15 protein-coding genes and 1 tRNA gene are annotated in these 17,713 nt (G+C 60.8%); 4 read left to right on the top strand and 12 right to left on the bottom strand.

The genetic code is table 11. The annotated features are described in order from the left end of the window. Positions 1 to 273 precede the first annotated feature (273 nt). Positions 274 to 1,128, top strand: a complete 855-nt coding sequence (locus tag AC0AII_RS01940; RefSeq protein ID WP_490445889.1) for an exodeoxyribonuclease III — start codon at positions 274 to 276, stop codon at positions 1,126 to 1,128. 129 nt (positions 1,129 to 1,257) lie between these two features. Here AC0AII_RS01940 and AC0AII_RS01935 read toward each other — a convergent pair whose 3' ends face one another. Then, positions 1,258 to 3,072, bottom strand: coding sequence for a proline--tRNA ligase (locus tag AC0AII_RS01935; RefSeq protein WP_490445888.1), 1,815 nt, complete (start codon positions 3,070 to 3,072; stop codon positions 1,258 to 1,260). Positions 3,073 to 3,293: 221 nt separating this feature from the next. On the opposite strand from AC0AII_RS01935, the gene AC0AII_RS01930 reads away from it, so the two are divergent. Then, entirely contained in the window at positions 3,294 to 3,764 is a 471-nt protein-coding gene (locus tag AC0AII_RS01930) for a GNAT family N-acetyltransferase (RefSeq protein WP_490445887.1), read from the top strand. 45 nt (positions 3,765 to 3,809) lie between these two features. Here the strand turns inward: AC0AII_RS01930 and AC0AII_RS01925 are convergent, their stop codons facing one another. From AC0AII_RS01925 to rpmE, 8 genes are all read right to left on the bottom strand, one after another. Further along, complete coding sequence (locus tag AC0AII_RS01925) at positions 3,810 to 5,216, bottom strand: PIF1 family DEAD/DEAH box helicase (RefSeq protein ID WP_490445886.1); 1,407 nt, start codon at positions 5,214 to 5,216, stop codon at positions 3,810 to 3,812. Between the two features lie 40 nt (positions 5,217 to 5,256). Beyond that, positions 5,257 to 5,958 (bottom strand): oligoribonuclease, encoded by a 702-nt coding sequence (orn, locus tag AC0AII_RS01920; RefSeq protein WP_490445885.1) that lies wholly within the window; start codon positions 5,956 to 5,958, stop codon positions 5,257 to 5,259. A gap of 194 nt (positions 5,959 to 6,152) precedes the next feature. Then, positions 6,153 to 7,700, bottom strand: coding sequence for an IMP dehydrogenase (gene guaB, locus AC0AII_RS01915; protein ID WP_288804900.1), 1,548 nt, complete (start codon positions 7,698 to 7,700; stop codon positions 6,153 to 6,155). 66 nt (positions 7,701 to 7,766) lie between these two features. Then, a complete protein-coding gene (locus AC0AII_RS01910) occupies positions 7,767 to 8,957 on the bottom strand; it encodes an MraY family glycosyltransferase (RefSeq protein WP_445340982.1) in 1,191 nt (396 codons plus the stop codon). Next, positions 8,954 to 9,613 (bottom strand): L-threonylcarbamoyladenylate synthase, encoded by a 660-nt coding sequence (locus AC0AII_RS01905; protein WP_490445884.1) that lies wholly within the window; start codon positions 9,611 to 9,613, stop codon positions 8,954 to 8,956. Before AC0AII_RS01905 ends, AC0AII_RS01910 begins: the two co-directional genes overlap by 4 nt. Before the next feature lie 109 nt (positions 9,614 to 9,722). Next, positions 9,723 to 10,673: a peptide chain release factor N(5)-glutamine methyltransferase gene (gene prmC, locus AC0AII_RS01900; RefSeq protein ID WP_490445883.1), complete on the bottom strand. Its 951-nt coding sequence runs from the start codon at positions 10,671 to 10,673 to the stop codon at positions 9,723 to 9,725. Continuing rightward, positions 10,670 to 11,758 (bottom strand): peptide chain release factor 1, encoded by a 1,089-nt coding sequence (gene prfA / locus AC0AII_RS01895; RefSeq protein ID WP_490445882.1) that lies wholly within the window; start codon positions 11,756 to 11,758, stop codon positions 10,670 to 10,672. The genes prmC and prfA overlap by 4 nt, the downstream gene beginning before the upstream one ends. A 103-nt stretch (positions 11,759 to 11,861) precedes the next feature. Then, positions 11,862 to 12,074: a 50S ribosomal protein L31 gene (gene rpmE / locus AC0AII_RS01890; RefSeq protein ID WP_015022244.1), complete on the bottom strand. Its 213-nt coding sequence runs from the start codon at positions 12,072 to 12,074 to the stop codon at positions 11,862 to 11,864. Positions 12,075 to 12,281: 207 nt separating this feature from the next. Here rpmE and AC0AII_RS01885 point away from each other — a divergent pair, with 207 nt between their 5' ends. Then, a complete protein-coding gene (locus AC0AII_RS01885) occupies positions 12,282 to 13,055 on the top strand; it encodes a (S)-acetoin forming diacetyl reductase (protein WP_490445881.1) in 774 nt (257 codons plus the stop codon). A gap of 88 nt (positions 13,056 to 13,143) precedes the next feature. Here the strand turns inward: AC0AII_RS01885 and AC0AII_RS01880 are convergent, their stop codons facing one another. Beyond that, a complete protein-coding gene (locus tag AC0AII_RS01880; RefSeq protein ID WP_490445880.1) occupies positions 13,144 to 14,355 on the bottom strand; it encodes a MalY/PatB family protein in 1,212 nt (403 codons plus the stop codon). A 141-nt stretch (positions 14,356 to 14,496) separates the two neighbouring features. Here AC0AII_RS01880 and AC0AII_RS01875 point away from each other — a divergent pair, with 141 nt between their 5' ends. Continuing rightward, the gene (locus AC0AII_RS01875) at positions 14,497 to 15,273 is read left to right on the top strand and encodes a helix-turn-helix transcriptional regulator (RefSeq protein WP_490445879.1); all 777 of its coding nucleotides are present in this window, start codon (positions 14,497 to 14,499) and stop codon (positions 15,271 to 15,273) included. Between the two features lie 590 nt (positions 15,274 to 15,863). Here the strand turns inward: AC0AII_RS01875 and AC0AII_RS01870 are convergent. Together AC0AII_RS01870 and AC0AII_RS01865 are read right to left on the bottom strand one after the other, a co-directional pair. Continuing rightward, positions 15,864 to 15,937, bottom strand: a tRNA-Ile gene (locus tag AC0AII_RS01870). A 70-nt stretch (positions 15,938 to 16,007) separates the two neighbouring features. Continuing rightward, the gene (locus AC0AII_RS01865; protein ID WP_490445878.1) at positions 16,008 to 17,636 is read right to left on the bottom strand and encodes a peptide ABC transporter substrate-binding protein; all 1,629 of its coding nucleotides are present in this window, start codon (positions 17,634 to 17,636) and stop codon (positions 16,008 to 16,010) included. Positions 17,637 to 17,713 lie beyond the last annotated feature (77 nt).

Below are 17,713 nucleotides of genomic sequence, written 5' to 3'. Positions count from 1 at the left end.
AGCCAGAGCGCGGATAATCGGAGCGGGGGAAGGGACTGGCCCCGGCCAGGAACCCTCCGTCGAACGGTGACTCCATCCTGCCTCCGCACAGGTTCCGCGCACCCGACCCGAAGGCCATTGTGGTCGAATGGGCTCGGCCTGTTTGCGTGGTGGACAACCCTGCCCACGGCTGGTTTGGCAATGGCTCTTTCACTGCGCAAGGACATCGAACATCGGTCCTGGGCTACACTGTGAGAGCAGATATGTCGGCACGGTTTGGAAGGACCCGCAGTCATGGTTCACACGCTGGTCAGTTGGAACATCGATTCGCTCAACGCCGCCCTGCTGGGCAAGAGCAGCCGCAGCGCCCTCTCCCTGAAGGTGGTGGAGACCATCCGGGATCTGGACCCTGATGTCGTAGCCATCCAGGAGACCAAGCTCAACGGCGATCAGAAAAAATCCGCAGGCATCCTGAAGGCGCTCATGCGCTACTTCCCCGATTACCAGGAAGTGGATCGCCGCTCCGAGGCCCCGGCCCGCACAGGCTATGCAGGCACGCTCATGCTCTACCGCAAGAGCCTGCCGGAGCCTACTGTGACCCGCCCCCGCATCGACGCTCCGGACACCATGGACGACGAGGGCCGCATGCTCACTCTGGAGTTCCCGGACTGCTTCGTCACCACGGTCTACACCCCCAATTCCGGATCGGGACTGGTCAGGCTCAAACCACGTGGCGTCTGGGACGATTGCTACCGCCGCTACCTGCAGGGGCTGGATGCCCGCAAGCCGGTCCTGGCCTGTGGCGACTTCAACGTGGCCCATGAGGAGATTGACATCGCCAACCCCGGTTCCAACCATCACTCCGCCGGCTTCACCGACCAGGAGCGCGAGAAGTTCGGCCTTCTGCTGGATGCGGGCTTCACCGACACCTTCCGAAAGATCCATGGCGATGCCGCCGGCTTCTACGACGATCACCGCAGCGTCTACACTTGGTTCGCCCAGCGGGCCCCAAAGAGCAAGATCAACAACTCCGGCTGGCGCATCGACTACTGGCTGACCTCCAACCGGATCGCTGGCCAAGTCAGCACCAGCGAACCGGTGGACACCGGCGAGCGCCAGGATCATCTGCCCATTCTGCTGCGCATCTGACCTGATAGATTCCTGAACCCAAACCGATAAACCAGAAGGGTGGGGTCTTGGTCGCATACATCATGACGTGACCAAGACCCCACCCTTCTGTATCAGTTGCGATAAGCAACTATATGAGTGCGGCATAACCTACTCTAGGGCGCCTATCCTATCCACGATCACCTGATCGGCCTGATCGGCAGGAACTGCTTGCACATCCGAGCCGTCGCGGTTGCGGATCTCGATGGTGCCGTTGGCGATGGTGTCTCGACCGGCAATGGCGACCAGGGGCACCCCGATCAGCTCGGCATCCTTGAACTTGACCCCGGGAGACACCTTAGGCCGGTCGTCATAGATGACTTCAACGCCACGGTCCTCCAAGTCGGCGACCAGTTTCTCAGCGGCATCGAAGGCCTCCTGCTTCTTGCCGGTGGCCACCACATGCACCGCGGCAGGGGCGACAGCCTTGGGCCAGGCCAGACCCTTGTCATCGTGATGCATCTCGGCGATGCAGGCCAGCACACGGGAGATGCCGATGCCGTAGCAACCCATCCAGACCGGCACAGCCTTGCCGTTATGGTCCAGGACCTTCAAACCCAATGCGTCAGAGTATTTCAGCCCAAGCTGGAAGACCTGGCCGATCTCCACGCCACGCTCGAAGCTGAGCGGCCCGGAACCGTCAGGGCTCATGTCACCGTGACGCACTTCGGCGGCTTCCACCACTCCGTCGGCTTGGAAGTCACGCCCGTAGACCGCATTGGCCAGGTGCACGCCTTCGGCATCAGCCCCGGTCACCCAAGCTGAACCGGGCGCCACATGGGCGTCAAGGAAGTAGCGAATGTGAGCGGCGGACTCAGTGTCCGAACGCTGAGGACCCAAAACGCGGGGTCCGATGTATCCCTTGACCAGCTCGGGGTGGCCAGCAAGGTCAGCCTCGCTGGCCTCCTCGATCTCGGCCGGGGCGAACTGGGCCTCCAGCCGCTTCATGTCCACCTGACGGTCGCCCGGCAGGCCGACGGCCACCAGCTCCCGCCAGCCCTCGGGATGGTCATCATCCGCAGGGTGCTTGACGGCCACAACCAGGTTCTTCAGAGTATCGGCAGCAGTCCAGTCCCGGCCGTCCTCACGAGGATGCAGCTGGTTGAACCGCTCCACCAGAGTGTCGATGGTGGTCGAGTCGGGAGTGTCCAGCTCCTGCATGGCCGGGGTCGCAGTGTAATCGATGGGATCGGGACGCGGGGTGGTCAGCGCCTCCACGTTCCATGCCTTCCCCGAGGGAGCCAGGGCAAAGGTGTCCTCGCCTATGGGCAGCGGAGCCAGGAATTCCTCCGACTCGGATCCGCCCATGGGTCCGGAGACCGCGTGGACGATCACGTAATTGACGCCCAGACGCTTGAAGATTCGCTCATAGGCGCTGCGCTCATCCTGGTAGGCCTTCTTCAGCCCCTCCTTGTCCACGGTGAAGGAGTAAGCGTCCTTCATGATGAACTCGCGACCCCTGATCAGCCCGGCACGGGGACGGAACTCGTCGCGGTACTTGGTCTGGATCTGGTAGAGAACCACGGGCAGGTCCTTGTATGAGGAGTACATGTCCTTGACCAAAAGGGTGAACATTTCCTCATGGGTGGGGGCCAGCAGATAATCGGCGCCATGCCTGTCCTGGAGGCGGAAGAGATTCTCCCCGTACTCCTCCCAGCGGTGGGTGGCCTCGTAGGGCTCGCGAGGCAACAGGGCTGGGAAGTGAACCTCCTGGGCGCCAATGCCGTTGATCTCCTCCCGGACGACGGCCTGGACCTTGTCAAGGACCTTCAGACCCAGCGGCAGCCAGGTGAAGATGCCGGGGGCCACCTTGCGGACATAACCGGCCCGCTGCAGGAGTTTGGCCGAGTCCACATCGGCGTCGGCCGGATCCTCCCTGAGGGTCCGCAGAAAGAGGGTTGACATGCGCATGGCTTTGGTTCTCATACCTCCCAAAGATATGCGCGCAAAGGGACAAGCAGCTGCAGGGGAAGCTACATGACGATTCGCGCAACCAAGCCCGAAACCAAACAGCATAGGCAGGTGAAAGTCGGTCAATTCATAACCGGGCATCCACCCTGCTCCAAGCCCCCTCCATCAAGACAGCCAAGATATGATGGGTGTATATCGAACAGGTTTTCTGATTTACCAGGACAAGGCGGGCACCTATGTCATCAGAGCCGGGTGTGACCATCCAGACCTTTACCAACCTCGACGCAGAGCACATGACGCTCCTCCTGGAGGCCGATCCCTCAGAACGGATAATCCATGACGTTTTCACCCATTCCCGCGCCTACGAAATCCGAGTGGGACAAACTCTGGCCGGTGTCATGCTGCTTGTCAGACCAAACACGGATACCTTGGAAATTGCCAACATCAGCGTGGACCGCGCTTTACGCAGACTGGGAGTTGGAAGCAGATTAATAGACCGAGCCAAGATGGAGACCGTCAGGCTGGGTCTGAGAAGGCTGGAAGTCGGGACCGGATCCACCAGTTTTGGAGCCCTTTGCTTCTACCAAACATGCGGGTTTCGCATGGACCGCATTGAACGGGACTATTTTCTCAATCGCTACCAGCGACCCATTGTCGAGAACGGAATTCGCCTTAGAGACATGGTTCGCTTGTCATGGCATCTCTAGCGACCCCAATAACTACACCAGGCCAAGACTAATAAGGGCCACCCTTCAGAAAAGCTGGTCCTGGCTGAATTCGTCTTCTGGCTCCTGACCGACGGCTCGCTTGGTGAAGGACTCAGGACCTTCATCCTTCAGACGGGCGCAGGCCGCCTTGGACTCAGCCCTCAAACCCGCATCCAGAACGACGGCATCGGGAGAGACCAGGAAGGCGTGCTCATTGATGCCCGTCAGGTAGAGCCCATCCAGGCTTTCCACACGCGAGAGGGCCACGTAGCCCATCCCTGGCGCGAAGGTCCGTCTCAGGTCCATGACTGCCCTGTCCAGGGTCATCCCCTGGGACTTGTGGATGGTGATTCCCCAGGCACAGCGAAGGGGAACCTGATTGACGGCGGCCAAGACCGTGTCCCCGTCCATGGTCTCCCAGGCGGCCGGCTTCATGGTGACCACGTTGCCGTTCTGGAAGGAGACGATCGGCCATCCCCCCTTGGCCGAGCTGGTGAATCCACTGACGGTGCCGATAGAGCCGTTGACATATTGATGGTCCTGGTCGTTGCGCAGGGCCATGACCGCGGCCCCGGTCTTCAGGGCCAGATCCTCGGGGGCCAGCATGTTCTTCTTCAGCCGTTCCACTAGCCTGGCCTCACCTCGGGATGTGGCCTGGTAATGGTGGGCCTCTTCGTCGATGGAGGCCAGGCGCTGGTCGTTGAGCATGTCGGCCTGCTTGTTGACCGGGAAGAGATGGACCGCCACCTGGCCAGGAGCGGGCACTGCGCCCACACGGGCGGCCAGGACCTCATGATCCTCCTGAGTGACGCCACCCTCTCTGATGTCAGTCAGGACGGTCAAGAGCTGGCCATCGTCCTGGCGGTGCTGCTCGGTCAGATAACAGATGACCGGGTCCAGATCCTGCCAGACCAATGATTCAGTGACGAACCCGTCCGGATCCTTGCCGGCCTGGGCATAGCGTTCCCGGGCAGCCTGCAATTCAGGGCTGGGCGGTATTCCTGCAGCTCGGTTGGATCGCGTCACCGGCGGCAGCTGGAAGAAGTCCCCGGAAAGGACCACCTGGATCCCTCCGAAGGGTTCAGGGCTGTGGCGAACGGCACGGCAGGCCTGGTCCACCATGTCGAAGAGCCAGGCGTGCATCATGGAAACCTCGTCGATGACCAGGATGTCGGCGCCCTCGATCTGTCTGCGACGGCGGGTCTTGATCCGCTTCAAGAGCGATTCGGTCATGCAGGTGGCGATACCCACTCCGCTCCAGGAGTGGATGGTCTGGCCGTTGATGTGCGTGGCGGCGATGCCGGTCGAGGCGGTCACCGCCACCACCGCCCCGGCCTGACGGGCCTGGGCGACGAACTCGTTGAGCACAAAGGTCTTGCCTGACCCGGGGGCGCCCGTGATGAAGGCATTGGCCCCCGCACTCAATATGGTCAAGGCTTCGGATTGCTGCATGCCTCCATGGTGCCACGTCAGAGGTACATGGCCATGCCTGTCAGTAGTCGGTCTTCTCAGGCTTGTTGGCGTCCTCGACCGGATTGCCGGACTCTTCGTAATGACGCAGCAGGCTGGTCTGCTCGATCTGTTCCGCCCCGGCCTTGGACTGCGCCTGGTCAGGTCCGGGAGCCGGAAGGAAGAACATGGAGCGGTAGTAGCGCAGTTCGTCCATGGACTCGATGATGTCGGCCAGGGCCCTGTGGCCGCCATGCTTGGCCGGCTTGTTCTTGTAGACGTCCGGGTACCAGCGGCGGGACAGCTCCTTGAGGGTGCTTACGTCGATGACCCGGTAGTGCAGAAGATCCATCAGATCAGGCATGTACCTGTCGAGGAACTTCTTGTCGGAGCCCACCGAGTTGCCTGCCAGATGAGCCTTGCCGTTCTTGGGCAGGAAGGGCTTGACGTACTCGATCACCTGACGCTGGGCCTCCTCAAGATCCAGGCCGGTCTTCATCTCCTCGATCAGGCCGGAGGAGGTGTGCATCTTCCTGACGAAGTCTCCCATATGGTCCAGGGCCGCCTGGGAGGGCTTGATGACCAGGTCGATGCCCTTGTCCAGGACCTTCATGTTGAAGTCGGTAGGCACCACGGAGACCTCACACAGCTCGTCATGGAAGATATCCAGACCGGTCATCTCGCAGTCAATCCAGATCATGCGGGATTCCTCCGCAGAGAAAGTCAGATCATTGTTATCGCTCATCTGTACGCCTTTCAGATCCGGGTCGCGCACCGGATCGCTTCTTCCGCCGTCTTGAACGGAACATTACAAGATACCGCCAGCACGTGACCGGCGGGGGGTACGCCAGCACAGCCGACCGGACCATGACTGACTTGTGATATGCAATCGGCGCAGGTCCTGATGAGATCCTGCGCCGATCACCTGCCTATCTTGGCTCAGTTGTGGAAGCCTGAGTAGTTGGGGGCTTCCTTGGTCATGACGATGTCATGGGGATGCGATTCACGCAGACCGGCATCGGTGATCCGAATGAACCGGCCCTTGCGCTGCAGCTCGGGGATGGTTCGGGCACCGGTGTAGAACATGGTCTGATGCAGGCCGCCGACCAGCTCGTAGAGCACATAGTTGAGCGGACCGCGGTAGGGCACCTCGCCCTCAACACCCTCGGGCACCACCTTGTCGGAGCTGGTCACATCGGCCTGGAAGTAGCGGTCCTTGGAGTAGCTCTTCTTGCCGCGCGGAGCCATGGCGCCCAGCGAGCCCATGCCCCGGTAGACCTTGTACTGCTTGCCATGCAGGAGGACCTTCTCGCCAGGAGCCTCCTCAGTGCCTGCCAGCAGACCGCCCAGCATGACCGAATCGGCCCCGGCCACGATGGCCTTGGCGATGTCGCCGGAGTAATGGATTCCGCCGTCGGCCACCAGGGGAATCCCGGCAGGGCGGCAGGCCAGGGCTGCATCGTAGACGGCGGTCAGCTGGGGCACGCCCACACCGGCAACCACGCGGGTGGTGCAGATGGAGCCAGGGCCCACGCCGACCTTGACCGCGTCAACGCCGGCATCGATCAGCGCCTGGGCGCCCTCACGGGTGGCCACGTTGCCGCCGATCACATCCACATGGTCGAAGGCATGGTCAGCCTTGATCCTGCGGATCATGTCCAGCATGAGCTTGGCGTGGCCATGGGCGGTGTCCACGACCAGGATGTCGACCCCGGCATCGGCCAGGGCGGTGATGCGCTGCCAGGCATCGCCGAAGAAGCCCACGGCTGCAGCCACACGCAGCCGTCCGCGCTCATCCTTGGTGGCTTCGGGGTACTGCTCGGTCTTGACGAAGTCCTTGACGGTGATCAGCCCGGTCAGCTTGCCTTCGTCATCGACCAGGGGAAGCTTCTCCACCTTGTATTTGGCCAACAGCTCATGGGCATCTTCCTTGGTGATGTTGGACGGGCCGGTGATCAGATGGTCCTTGGTCATGATGTCGCTGACCTTGAGTCTGTCGAAGTCAGCGGGATTGACGAAGCGCATGTCACGGTTGGTGATGATGCCCACCAGCCGCTGCCGACGATCCACCACGGGCAGACCGGAGACCTTGTAGGTGGAGCAGAGCTTGTCCAGGTCGGTCAGCGTGGCATCTGGGGTGACCGTCAGGGGGTCGGAGATCATGCCGGACTCGGACCGCTTGACGATGTCGACCTGATTGGCCTGATCCTCGATGCTGAGATTGCGGTGGAGGACGCCGATGCCGCCGTTTCGGGCCATGGCCACAGCCATGGTGGCCTCCGTGACAGTGTCCATGGCAGCCGAAAGGACCGGGGACTTCATGGTGATGTTCCGGGTCAGCCGGGTGGTGGTGTCTACCTCGGAGGGGATGACATCGGATTCGTTGGGCAGCAGGAGGACGTCGTCATAAGCCAGACCGATTTTCTGGAAGGCGTCGGGAAGTTGAGTGTAGGAGGAGGGTTCGCTTTGTGGGTTTTCCATAGCCATAGCACCATGCTACAAGTGCTTCTTGACCGTTCAGCGCACCGTGTCCGCACTATTTCATTGGGCGAATCAATTGTCCTCATCTTTGTCGTGGCGGCTCTTGCGATGCCTGTGCGGTCTGGCCGCATGCTGCGAACCTTGGGTGGCGAGAAGAGCGTTCTCACGTCTGATTTCGGGAAGGCGACGACGGTAGTAGGGGTAGAGGGTAGCGAAGGTCAGCAGTATGGCGGCCAGGGCCAGACCGATCAAGACATATCTCAGTGGGAAGAAAAGAATAAAGAGCGAGCCGAAGGAAATCAGGGCGGCCCAGCCCCAGAGAATGAGGACCGCGGACCGAACCGTGTGACCGATGCGCAGCATACGATGGTGCAGGTGCATGCGGTCGGGGTGCATGGGTGATTGCCCGTGGCTGAGCCGCCGGACGATGGCCAAGCACATGTCCAGAACGGGCAGGAAAAGCACCAGGATGGGCAAAAGAATGGGCATAAAGGCCGGCAAATAGATGCTGGCGTGAATGGTGGCCGGATCCAGCCGACCAGTCACCACAATCGAAGCGCAGGTGATCAAGTATCCCAGCAGCATGGATCCTGAATCGCCCATGAAGAGCTTGGCCGGATGCCAGTTGTGCAGGAGGAATCCCACGCAAATGCCCACCATGGCCACGTCGATCAGGGTCGCCAGGGAGGCATAGTCGGGCGAGATGCGGGCGATGATATATGAGTAGATGGCGAAGGCGATGCCCCCGATGGCTACGATGCCTGCAGCCAGGCCGTCCAGGCCGTCCACAAAGTTGACCGCATTGATGGAGGCCACGATCAGAAAGGCTGTGATGGCCATGGACAGGCTGGGCGAGGCCGCCACCAGGGATCCCAGAGGCAGGGAGATGATCTGGATGCCACCCCAGGAGACGAAGACCGAAATCAGCAGCTGGCCGGCCAGCTTGAGCATCCAGTCCAGGTCCCAAAGGTCGTCGGCTATGCCCAGCAGGCAGATGGCCACGGCCCCGGCCAGAATGACCCAGGCCTGATGTCCGGACTGGAAGAGACCCGTGATGAAGGGAATGCGGGAGGCGAAGCACATGGCCACGGCAAAGCCTATCAGCATGCCCAAGCCGCCCATACGAGGAGTGGGCACCTTGTGCACGTCCCGAGCGCGGACCACACCTACGGCACCGACCCGGATGGCGAGATGACGAACCATGGGCATGACCAGCCAGGTGGCTCCGCCAGCGATGGCAGCAATGAACAGGTATACCCTCACTGACCCTCCCCTCTGCTGGTCTGGCCGGACAGTATTGCGCGGACCCGAGTCTCGCCTATGACGCCCTGCCGCAGCACGTGTATTCCGTCAGGATCATTCTTGTCGGCTTCCACCACCGTGCTGGCCACTGAGCCTGGGGTCGGCCCCCCGTCCAGGTAGAGATCGACGCTGTCACCCAGCTCGGATTCGGCCTGCTGGACGGTCTCCACGCTGGGATTGCCGGATCGGTTGGCGCTGGAAGCAGCCAGGGGGCCGGTCACCTGCAGGAGGGCCCGGCAAATGGACGAGTCAGGCACCCTGACGGCCTGGGTGGGACCCTCGGGCTCCCTTCGAGGGGTGCGCAGAGGGCAGGAACTTCCTACAAGGGCAATAGGCGAAAAGGGGCCCGGCAACAGGGCATCGGACAGGCGATCCAGAGGCGCAGGCAGGCTAAGATCCAGCCGGTCCATGGCCTCCTCCCCATCCAACAGCACCTGGATGGACTTGGTCCTGGGACGGTGCTTGGCCTGGAAGAGCCTATCGATGGCCGCGTCATTGCATGGATCGCAGACGATGCCATAGACCGTGTCGGTAGGAATGACCGCCAGCCCCCCGGCGGCCACCACCTGGGCCAGTAACTGCGGCGACCGACTGTCATAGGTCATCACCTGGCTCATACCCTGCATCACGACCTTTCGGCTCGACATGTTCATGTGACCAGCTACCAATCTATCCCAGGACCCCGGCAGCCCGCCAGGATCTGAAGAACCGCGGATCTGCGTCCCGTCACCCTGGCCGTCGGGCTGTCAGATAGCGGTCGCGGCCAGTCAGATCCCGGTGTGTGTGCGCATCCAGGTACCCTCGCTCCTGTGCAGCTGCAACCATGGCCGCCCCCTGGGAGGCGTCATGCTCCATGACCAGCAGACCGCCGGGTGCCAGCAAAACCATGGCCCTGTCCAGAATGCGGCAGGGCACAAGGCACCCGTCGGGTGAACCGCCATAGAGGGCCAGGTCCGGATCCCAGTCACGCACCTCGGGCTGGCTAGGAATCGCATCCATGGGGACGTAGGGAGGGTTGCTGATGACCAAATCCACATGGGCATCCAGATCAGACAGGGCGGCGGAATCCGTGGCATCAGCCAAGAGCAGATGATAGTCGGATCCAGCCTCCCGAATGGCAGCCTCCTGAGCGGCGGCATTCAACGCACCCCACCGATATGCATCCTTGTCCACCTCCACGGCCCGAACCCGCGCCCTTGGAACCTCTGTGGCCAAGGACAGGCCGATGGCTCCACTGCCGGAACACAGATCCACTGCCAGTGGATGATCCACTCCAGTCAAGGCATCGATACCTGCCTGAGCCACCGTTTCGGTCTCAGGACGGGGGATAAAGACCCCCGGACCCAGGCGGAGATCCAAATAACGAAAGCAGGCGTGGCCAAGAATGTACTGCAAGGGTTCGCGTCCGACCCGCCTTTGCAGATAGGACTGATAACGGTCCAGGGCCGCCGACTGGGAATCTTCGGCCTGTCTGCGACCAACACCGTTCGTCAGCAGTTCCTCAGCAGTCCGATCCAAGAGCAGCGCCTGATCCAGCTGGTGCAGATCGCACCCAAGGGCATCGGCCAGCAGCAGCCTGGCATCATTGAGCGGAGTGGGCATGCCAGCCTGGGCCAGCAGGTGATGGCCCCTATCGACCAGCTCAACCAGACTGGTCCCGCGCTCCTGCTGATTCACCCCTGCGAAGCCATTCTGCGGGCCTCATCAGCTTGAATATCGGAGTCGATGACGGCCTGCAGGTCGCCGTCCAGGACTTGCTCCAGGTTGTAGGCCTTGTAGCCGGTACGGTGATCCACGATCCGGCTCTCGGGGAAGTTATAGGTCCTGATACGCTCGGACCGATCCAGGGAACGGACCTGGGAATGGCGCATGTCTGCGGCCTGGGCGGCCTCCTCCTCGTGCTTCATGGCCAGCAGACGGGACTTGAGCACCCGCAGGGCGGCCTGACGATTCTGTATCTGGGATTTCTCATCCTGCATGGAGACCACGATGCCGGTGGGAATGTGGGTCATGCGCACAGCCGAGTAGGTGGTGTTGACGGACTGTCCTCCCGGGCCGGAGCTCATGAAGATGTCAACCTTGAGGTCCTTGGGGTCGATCTCGATCTCGTCGTCGTCCTCGTCCGCCTCTGGGAAGACGATGACTCCGGCAGCTGAGGTCTGAATACGGCCCTGGGACTCGGTGACGGGGATGCGCTGGACCCGATGCACGCCGCCCTCGTACTTGAGCGAAGCCCAGACGCCGTCGGCCGGAGCCACCTGGCCGCGAGCGCGAATGGCCAGCTGGGCATCCTTGACCCCGCCCAGCTGGGTACGGTTCTCGCTCATGATCTCAGTGGCCCAGCCGCGTTTTTCGGCATAACGCACATACATGCGCATCAGATCGCCAGCGAAGAGGGCCGCCTCCTCGCCGCCGCTGCCGGCCTTGATCTCCATGATCGTATCGCGGCCGTCATCGGGATCACGCGGAATAAGCGCGGTGCGCAGGGCCTGTTCCAGGTCCGGTATTCGGTCAGCCATGGCCTTGGCCTCTTGCGCGAAGTCAGGATCCTCCCGTGCCATCTGTTCGGCGGCCTGGCTGTCTTCCAAGGCGCTTTGATAGGCCTTGTAGGCTTCAACGATGGGTGCGAGCTCAGCATGCCTGCGGCCCAACTTGCGGATCTGCGCCGGATCTGAAGCCGTTTCGGGCTGACTCATCTGCTTTTCCAGGCGACCGTACTCCTCGACGGCAGCCACCGCCGCCGGAAACTGCTCCTCGCTCATCTACACCCTTCCCGTCCGCTCATCCGCATGGTTCAAGTCATAAAAAACGCCAGTCCCCGCCGGGCATAGCAGAGCGACCCGGAAGGGACTGGCGTTGGAAGTGCTACTTGGTCCTCTTGCCGTAACGGGCTTCGAACCGAGCCACGCGACCACCGGTGTCCAGAATCTTCTGCTTGCCGGTGTAGAAGGGGTGGCAGTGCGAGCAGACATCAACCGTCATATGATCGCCGGGAGCGGTCGAACGGGTGATGAAGGTATTGCCGCACGAGCACGTGACCTCAACGGGATGATAATCGGGATGAATTCCCTGCTTCATGGTTACTCCTAGATTCAAGGGCCCCGGGTCGACCGCCCCTGTGGCGGACGTGAACCGGCAACCGCGTAATAGTCTAGCGCAACCCGGGGAGAATACGACCCCCTTGCGCCACACGCCGAATCAGCCAACCGGTGTGGCGGACCGCGCGCCCTTTAGAATCAAACAGTCGGACCGACCGGCCCGGCGAGGCGACAAAGGAGGGCAGCAATGCAGCAGGAAGTGGCGTTCGTTACAGGGGCGGCTCAGGGAATCGGCGAGGCCATTGCCCGCCGTCTGGCCAAGGACGGGTTCGCCGTGGCCGTGGCGGACATGAACACCGACAAGGCCCAGGCAGTGGCCGACTCCATCAATCAATCTGAGGGACGGGCCATGGCTGTCACCCTGGACGTGACCGATCGTGTCCAGGTGCGCTCGGCGGTAGAGAAGACGGCCACCAAACTGGGCGACTTCAATGTGATCGTCAACAACGCTGGCTTGGGACCGACCACCCCCATCGATTCCATCACCCCGGAACTGTTCGACAAGGTCTACCACGTCAACGTGGCAGGAACCATCTGGGGCATGCAGGCCGCTGTCCAGGCCTTCCGTGATCGAGGCCACGGGGGCAAGATCATCAACGCCGCCAGCCAGGCCGGCGTGGTGGGCAACCCCAACCTGATGCTCTATTCCTCCACCAAGTTCGCCATCCGCGGCCTGACCCAGGTGGCTGCTCGCGATCTGGCCAAGGATGGCATCACCGCCAACGCCTACGCCCCCGGCATTGTCAAGACGCCCATGATGATGGACATCGCTCATCAGGTGGGGGTCAACGCCGGCAAGGATGACGAGTGGGGCATGTCCACCTTCTCGGACGGCATCGCCCTGGGACGGCTTTCCGAGCCCGAGGATGTGGCCAATGCCGTAGCCTTCCTGGCTGGGCACGACTCCGACTACATCACCGGCCAGACCCTGATTGTGGACGGCGGCATGCAGTTCCAGTGATTCTGTAGCAAGGATTCGCCCGCATATGATGGACCCTCGCCGATCGGCTCTGTCCGACAGCGAGGGTCCACGATCATTCAGGGATCGTTCAGGCGTTGAAGACGTACTTGCCCAGACGGTCCATGGCCTCCTGGACACGGCTCAAAGGCAGAGCCAGGTTCATGCGGATGGCGCAGGGAGCCTTGAACTGCCGCCCGTCCTGGACGGCCACACCCACATCCCAGGCACGCTTGAGCAGCTGGTCCAGGTTGAGATCATGGTCCTTGCACCACTGCGTGCAATCAAGGAAGAGCATGTAGGTGCCCTGGGGCTTGGAAAGCTCGACTCCTTCGAAATGCTGCCGAATGTAATCGTAGGCGTAGTCCACATTGCCGGTCAAAACCTGCCGGAGTTCATCCACCCACTCCTGTCCCTGGGGCTTGTAGGCCCCGATCAGGGCATGCATGGACAGCACGTTCATATCGTTGTAGTGGGCCTTGGACCCCTTGGCCACAATCCTGTCGCGCAGATACTTGTTGTAGATGATGTGGTAGGAGCCGACCAGCCCGGCCAGGTTGAAGGTCTTGCTGGGTGCATAGAAGGCAGCCGTCCTGTTGCGGGCATCCTCGCTGACCGATTGGGTGGGGATGTGCCTGTGGCCCGACAGGATCAAGTCTGACCAGATCTCGTCGGAGATGACCACGCAGTCGTTCTCCTTATATACTTCCATGGCCTTCTCGATCTCCCACTTCTCCCAGACACGGCCGCAGGGGTTGTGCGGGCTGCAGAAGACCGCCACATGGATGTTGTTCTCCTTGAGCTTGCGGTCCATGTCCTCGAAGTCCATGCGCCAGACGCCCTGCTCGTCCTTCTTCAAGGGGCTGTGCACGATGTGGTAGCCATTGTTCTCGATGCAGGAGGTAAAGCCGACATAGGTCGGGCTGTGGAGCAAAACCGCATCGCCGGGAGCCGCGAAGGCAGTCAAAGTCGAGACAACCCCGCCCAGGACCCCGTTCTCATAGCCGATGTCCTCAGCCGTCAGGCCTTCCACACCATTGCGGGTGCGCTGCCAGTTGATGATGGCGTCGTAGTACTCGTCAGTGGGATTGAAGTAGCCGAAGGCCGGGTGCTTGGCACGCTCGATGATGGCCTCGGGTATGGTCGGCACCGTAGGGAAGTTCATATCGGCCACCCACATGGGGATGACATCGAAGCCCTCCTTGGGAGGGTCGGGGGCGAATCCAGGCTCGGCGCCCAGGCCGTCAACCGCAATGGCGTCCTTGCCGTGCCTGTCCATGATGCTGGTGAAATCGTATGTCATTAGTCAACCTCTCATCCCGTGCAGATGTGCTCGCAGCGACCTTCCGCCAGTCTACAGCCGTGGGCTCCGTCCGAGTGTCTGCGTCTAATACCAGAGCAGCGATGGTATTATCTGGCTTTAGTCAGTGGATGGGGTGACCAAATGAGTGTATCAAAGCCCATTTCATCTTCTCTGCAGCTTTTCGTCCCGCTAGTGGACTTCCTGGGGAAAATCCTCGGGCCCAAGACGGAAGTAGTGCTTCAGAGCGTCAGGGATTTCTCGCATTCGGTGGTTGCCATCGCCAACGGCAACTTGAGCGGACGCACCATAGGCAGCCCCGCCACTGACCTGGTCCTGCACATCTGGCAGAACCACGAATACGACCAGCACAACTATCTGACCCACTGCACCAGCTACACCGTCCAGGGACACCCTATGGTCTCCTCTACTCTGTTCGTACGAAATTCGAGGGGACGGGTGATCGGCTTTCTCTGCATTAATTTTGACAATTCCGGCTTCCGACAGGCCAGTCAAGAGCTCAGGCGGGCCAGTGCCTATCTGGACGCCCTGGGACTGGCCGACCCTACTGCTGAGCTAAAAAACGATAGAGTCGTTCCAGGAGAATCGGAGGCCGAGAACGGGACCGACCGATCGACCCGTGAAGTGCTCTCGGTCAACACAGATGAAGTAGTTACGCATAACATTGCCGAATTCGCCGCAGATCTTGGCATTCCTCCCGTACGGATGAACCGGCAGGAGCGACTGCAGCTGATCATGCGCCTGGATGGGTCAGGGGTCTTTCTGGTCAAGGGCTCGGTGGATACCGTTGCCCGGGCTCTGGGGATCTCCGCCCCCAGCGTCTATCGCTATTTGCATACGATACGCAATGCGGCTGCAGACCCTGATCAGAGCACCTCGGCTCGCCCTGCTCAGCTTTGACACACCCCCTCCAAGGTGTATGATTAACAACAGATATACGGGGGACGTATACACGATGGACCTACAGGGGCTGAACTATTTTCAGGCCCAGAGGAGATGTACATGCGTATAGTTTCCCGGCATAAGCCGACGGCTCCGACTCGAGCACGTCCCGTATTCTTTTCCCTGATAAATTCCCATACTTAGCGGTTCTACGGAAACGCTTCCGGATTATTGTGTCATGCGCAGATCTTATGGCTGTCTACGTATGCACGCTTGGGGCACCGAGAAGTGGATATACACCGAGGGTGCTCTATGATCCGAGATAAAAAACGCGCCTAGCTCTTTTCCCCCGGCTTACATGTGAAGCCATACATATGTGCATCGGTGAATCATGGATGCTAGAGCTAGGCGGCGAGAGGACGGCCCCGACATTAGCCGGGGCTGGTCCTTCTACTAAGACTATCAAGAAAGTTCGGGGCGCAAAACCTTCGCTATTCCACTGGCAGTCACCGAAGACGCACGCCAGTTCTGAGATAAAAACTTTGAACTCTTGATTCATACCATGAATTTAAGCCCCGGAACTTAGAAAGTTCCGGGGCTTGCTTGTGTGGGGCCTCAGGGGCTTGAACCCTGGACCGAACGATTATGAGTCGTTTGCTCTAACCGACTGAGCTAAGGCCCCGCGCCGTTCGTACCGGCCAGAGTCATGGTATCAAAACGACTCGTCATCAGCCAGATCCGGGTTGTCGGACCTACTTGGTGACCTGGTTGTAGACAGGCAGACCCATGTATCCGAAAGGAGCCTGGCGAACCTGCTTGCCGGCCACTGCTGAGACCTTCCTGTACCAGAGCGGCAGCACCGGAAGATCCTTGAAGAGAACGGCTTCAGCCTCGCGGTAATCCTGCATGGCTTCGTCCTGATCGGTCTTTGACGCGGCACGGGAAAGAATGGCATCGTATTCGGCGCTCTTGTAGTCCCCATTGTTCAGACCCTTGCCATCGGCCTGGCTGGAGGCATATCCCTGAACCAAGTAGCCTTCGGGGTGGGGATAGTCCGAGGTGATGCCCGAATTGAAAATACTGTTGACCTGACGGTTATGAACTGCAGTATTGAATTCCTTGCCAGTCGGGAAGATATTCGGTGCCGTCTTGATTCCCAGAACCTGGGCATACTCATGCAGAACCGCATCAACCCAGTCCTTGTCTGCCCCGTCGGCACTGTACGCAATGCGAAGCGTGCCCTCCCAGGGAGATATGGCATCAGCCTGCTTCCACAGTTTACGGGCCTGGTCCGGATCGTGGCCCAGCACCTCTTTGCCAGTGATGTCGGAGGCATTGCCCTTGATGGTGGGTGCCAGGAAATCAGTGGCCGGCGTCACCGTACCAGCGAAGACCTTGTCAGCTATTTTCGCGCGATCCAGAGCATACGACAGGGCCGCCCGGCGAAGGGCGCCCTCCTGCCCCTGGAAATGCTGCAAGCCCTGCGGGATGGTCAGGGACCGGAAGGCCGGCCCCGGCTTGATCAAGGGCTGCAGGCCCGAATCGCTATGGAAGGTTTTCAGGCGGGAGACCGGAACCGTATCAAGCACATCCAGGTGACCGGCTTGAACATCGGCATAGGCGGCATCGAGACTCTGGTAGTCCCTGAACTCCAGGCTTCCGTTCCGAGCCTTGCGCGGTCCCTTGTATGCAGGATCTTTCTCCAGCTTGATCCCCTGATTGGGCACCCATGATTTGAAGCGGTAGGGTCCGTTCCCGATCGGTTTCTTGCCGAAGGCCTTGATGTCCTTGTAGGCGGATGCCGGCAGGGGAAGAAAGGCCACATCTCCCACCTTGTAGGGGAAGGAGGAATCCGGCTTGTCCATGGTCACCTCCAGGGTCAGGTCGTCGACCACCCAGAGACCGGACAGGGGAGCCTTGGGGTCGCCATGCTCATCCTGCACTTGCCCGTACCCGGCGATGGTCGAAAAAGCCGAGGCGCCCAGCTGCCCATTGGCTGCATTCGCCGCGAAGGACCAGGAATCCGCATAGGTCTTGGCTGTGATCTGCTCCCCATCGCTGAAGGTGAGTCCTGGTTCGAGGACAATCGTGTACTGGCTTGCATCCTCATTGGGAGTAATCGATTTGGCCTCCACCAGGGTCATCCCGCCTTTGGCATCGAAGGTGACCAACCCGTCGAAGAGCTGGGTCACCACCTTCCAGCCCGCGGTGTCGTTGGTGCTGGAGGGAATCAGCGGAGCCGTAGGTTCGGCATTGTTGACGCTGATGGCGGCCTGAGGGTCAATCCTGTCTCCTTGGGAGGCCTGGGAGGGGCCGCAGGCGCCCGCTGCCAGGATGAGCGGAAGCACCGCTGCTGCAAGGTAGGAACGAAGTTTGGTCATAGTAGGGCCCTTCCTGCCCGGTATGGGCTGTCACAGCTGCACGGGAAACACTGAGTCAATAAACATATGGTCAATAC

The organism is Bifidobacterium sp. VU/mBH4 (B4), assembly GCF_058199535.1.
The sequence above is the reverse complement of the archived record's forward strand: the minus strand, read 5'-3'. Positions and strand labels throughout refer to the sequence as shown.

Bases quoted from the DNA above. Each gene is read 5' to 3' on its own strand.
- AC0AII_RS01925 (WP_490445886.1), bottom strand. From the start codon at position 5,216: ATGCAGCAATCCGAAGCCTTGACCATATTGAGTGCGGGGGCCAATGCC.
- prfA (WP_490445882.1), bottom strand. From the start codon at position 11,758: ATGAGCGAGGAGCAGTTTCCGGCGGCGGTGGCTGCCGTCGAGGAGTAC.
- AC0AII_RS01930 (WP_490445887.1), top strand. From the start codon at position 3,294: ATGTCATCAGAGCCGGGTGTGACCATCCAGACCTTTACCAACCTCGAC.
- rpmE (WP_015022244.1), bottom strand. From the start codon at position 12,074: ATGAAGCAGGGAATTCATCCCGATTATCATCCCGTTGAGGTCACGTGC.
- AC0AII_RS01875 (WP_490445879.1), top strand. From the start codon at position 14,497: ATGAGTGTATCAAAGCCCATTTCATCTTCTCTGCAGCTTTTCGTCCCG.
- AC0AII_RS01880 (WP_490445880.1), bottom strand. From the start codon at position 14,355: ATGACATACGATTTCACCAGCATCATGGACAGGCACGGCAAGGACGCC.
- guaB (WP_288804900.1), bottom strand. From the start codon at position 7,700: ATGGCTATGGAAAACCCACAAAGCGAACCCTCCTCCTACACTCAACTT.
- AC0AII_RS01905 (WP_490445884.1), bottom strand. From the start codon at position 9,613: ATGAGCCAGGTGATGACCTATGACAGTCGGTCGCCGCAGTTACTGGCC.
- AC0AII_RS01940 (WP_490445889.1), top strand. From the start codon at position 274: ATGGTTCACACGCTGGTCAGTTGGAACATCGATTCGCTCAACGCCGCC.
- AC0AII_RS01885 (WP_490445881.1), top strand. From the start codon at position 12,282: ATGCAGCAGGAAGTGGCGTTCGTTACAGGGGCGGCTCAGGGAATCGGC.
- AC0AII_RS01865 (WP_490445878.1), bottom strand. From the start codon at position 17,636: ATGACCAAACTTCGTTCCTACCTTGCAGCAGCGGTGCTTCCGCTCATC.
- AC0AII_RS01935 (WP_490445888.1), bottom strand. From the start codon at position 3,072: ATGAGAACCAAAGCCATGCGCATGTCAACCCTCTTTCTGCGGACCCTC.
- orn (WP_490445885.1), bottom strand. From the start codon at position 5,958: ATGAGCGATAACAATGATCTGACTTTCTCTGCGGAGGAATCCCGCATG.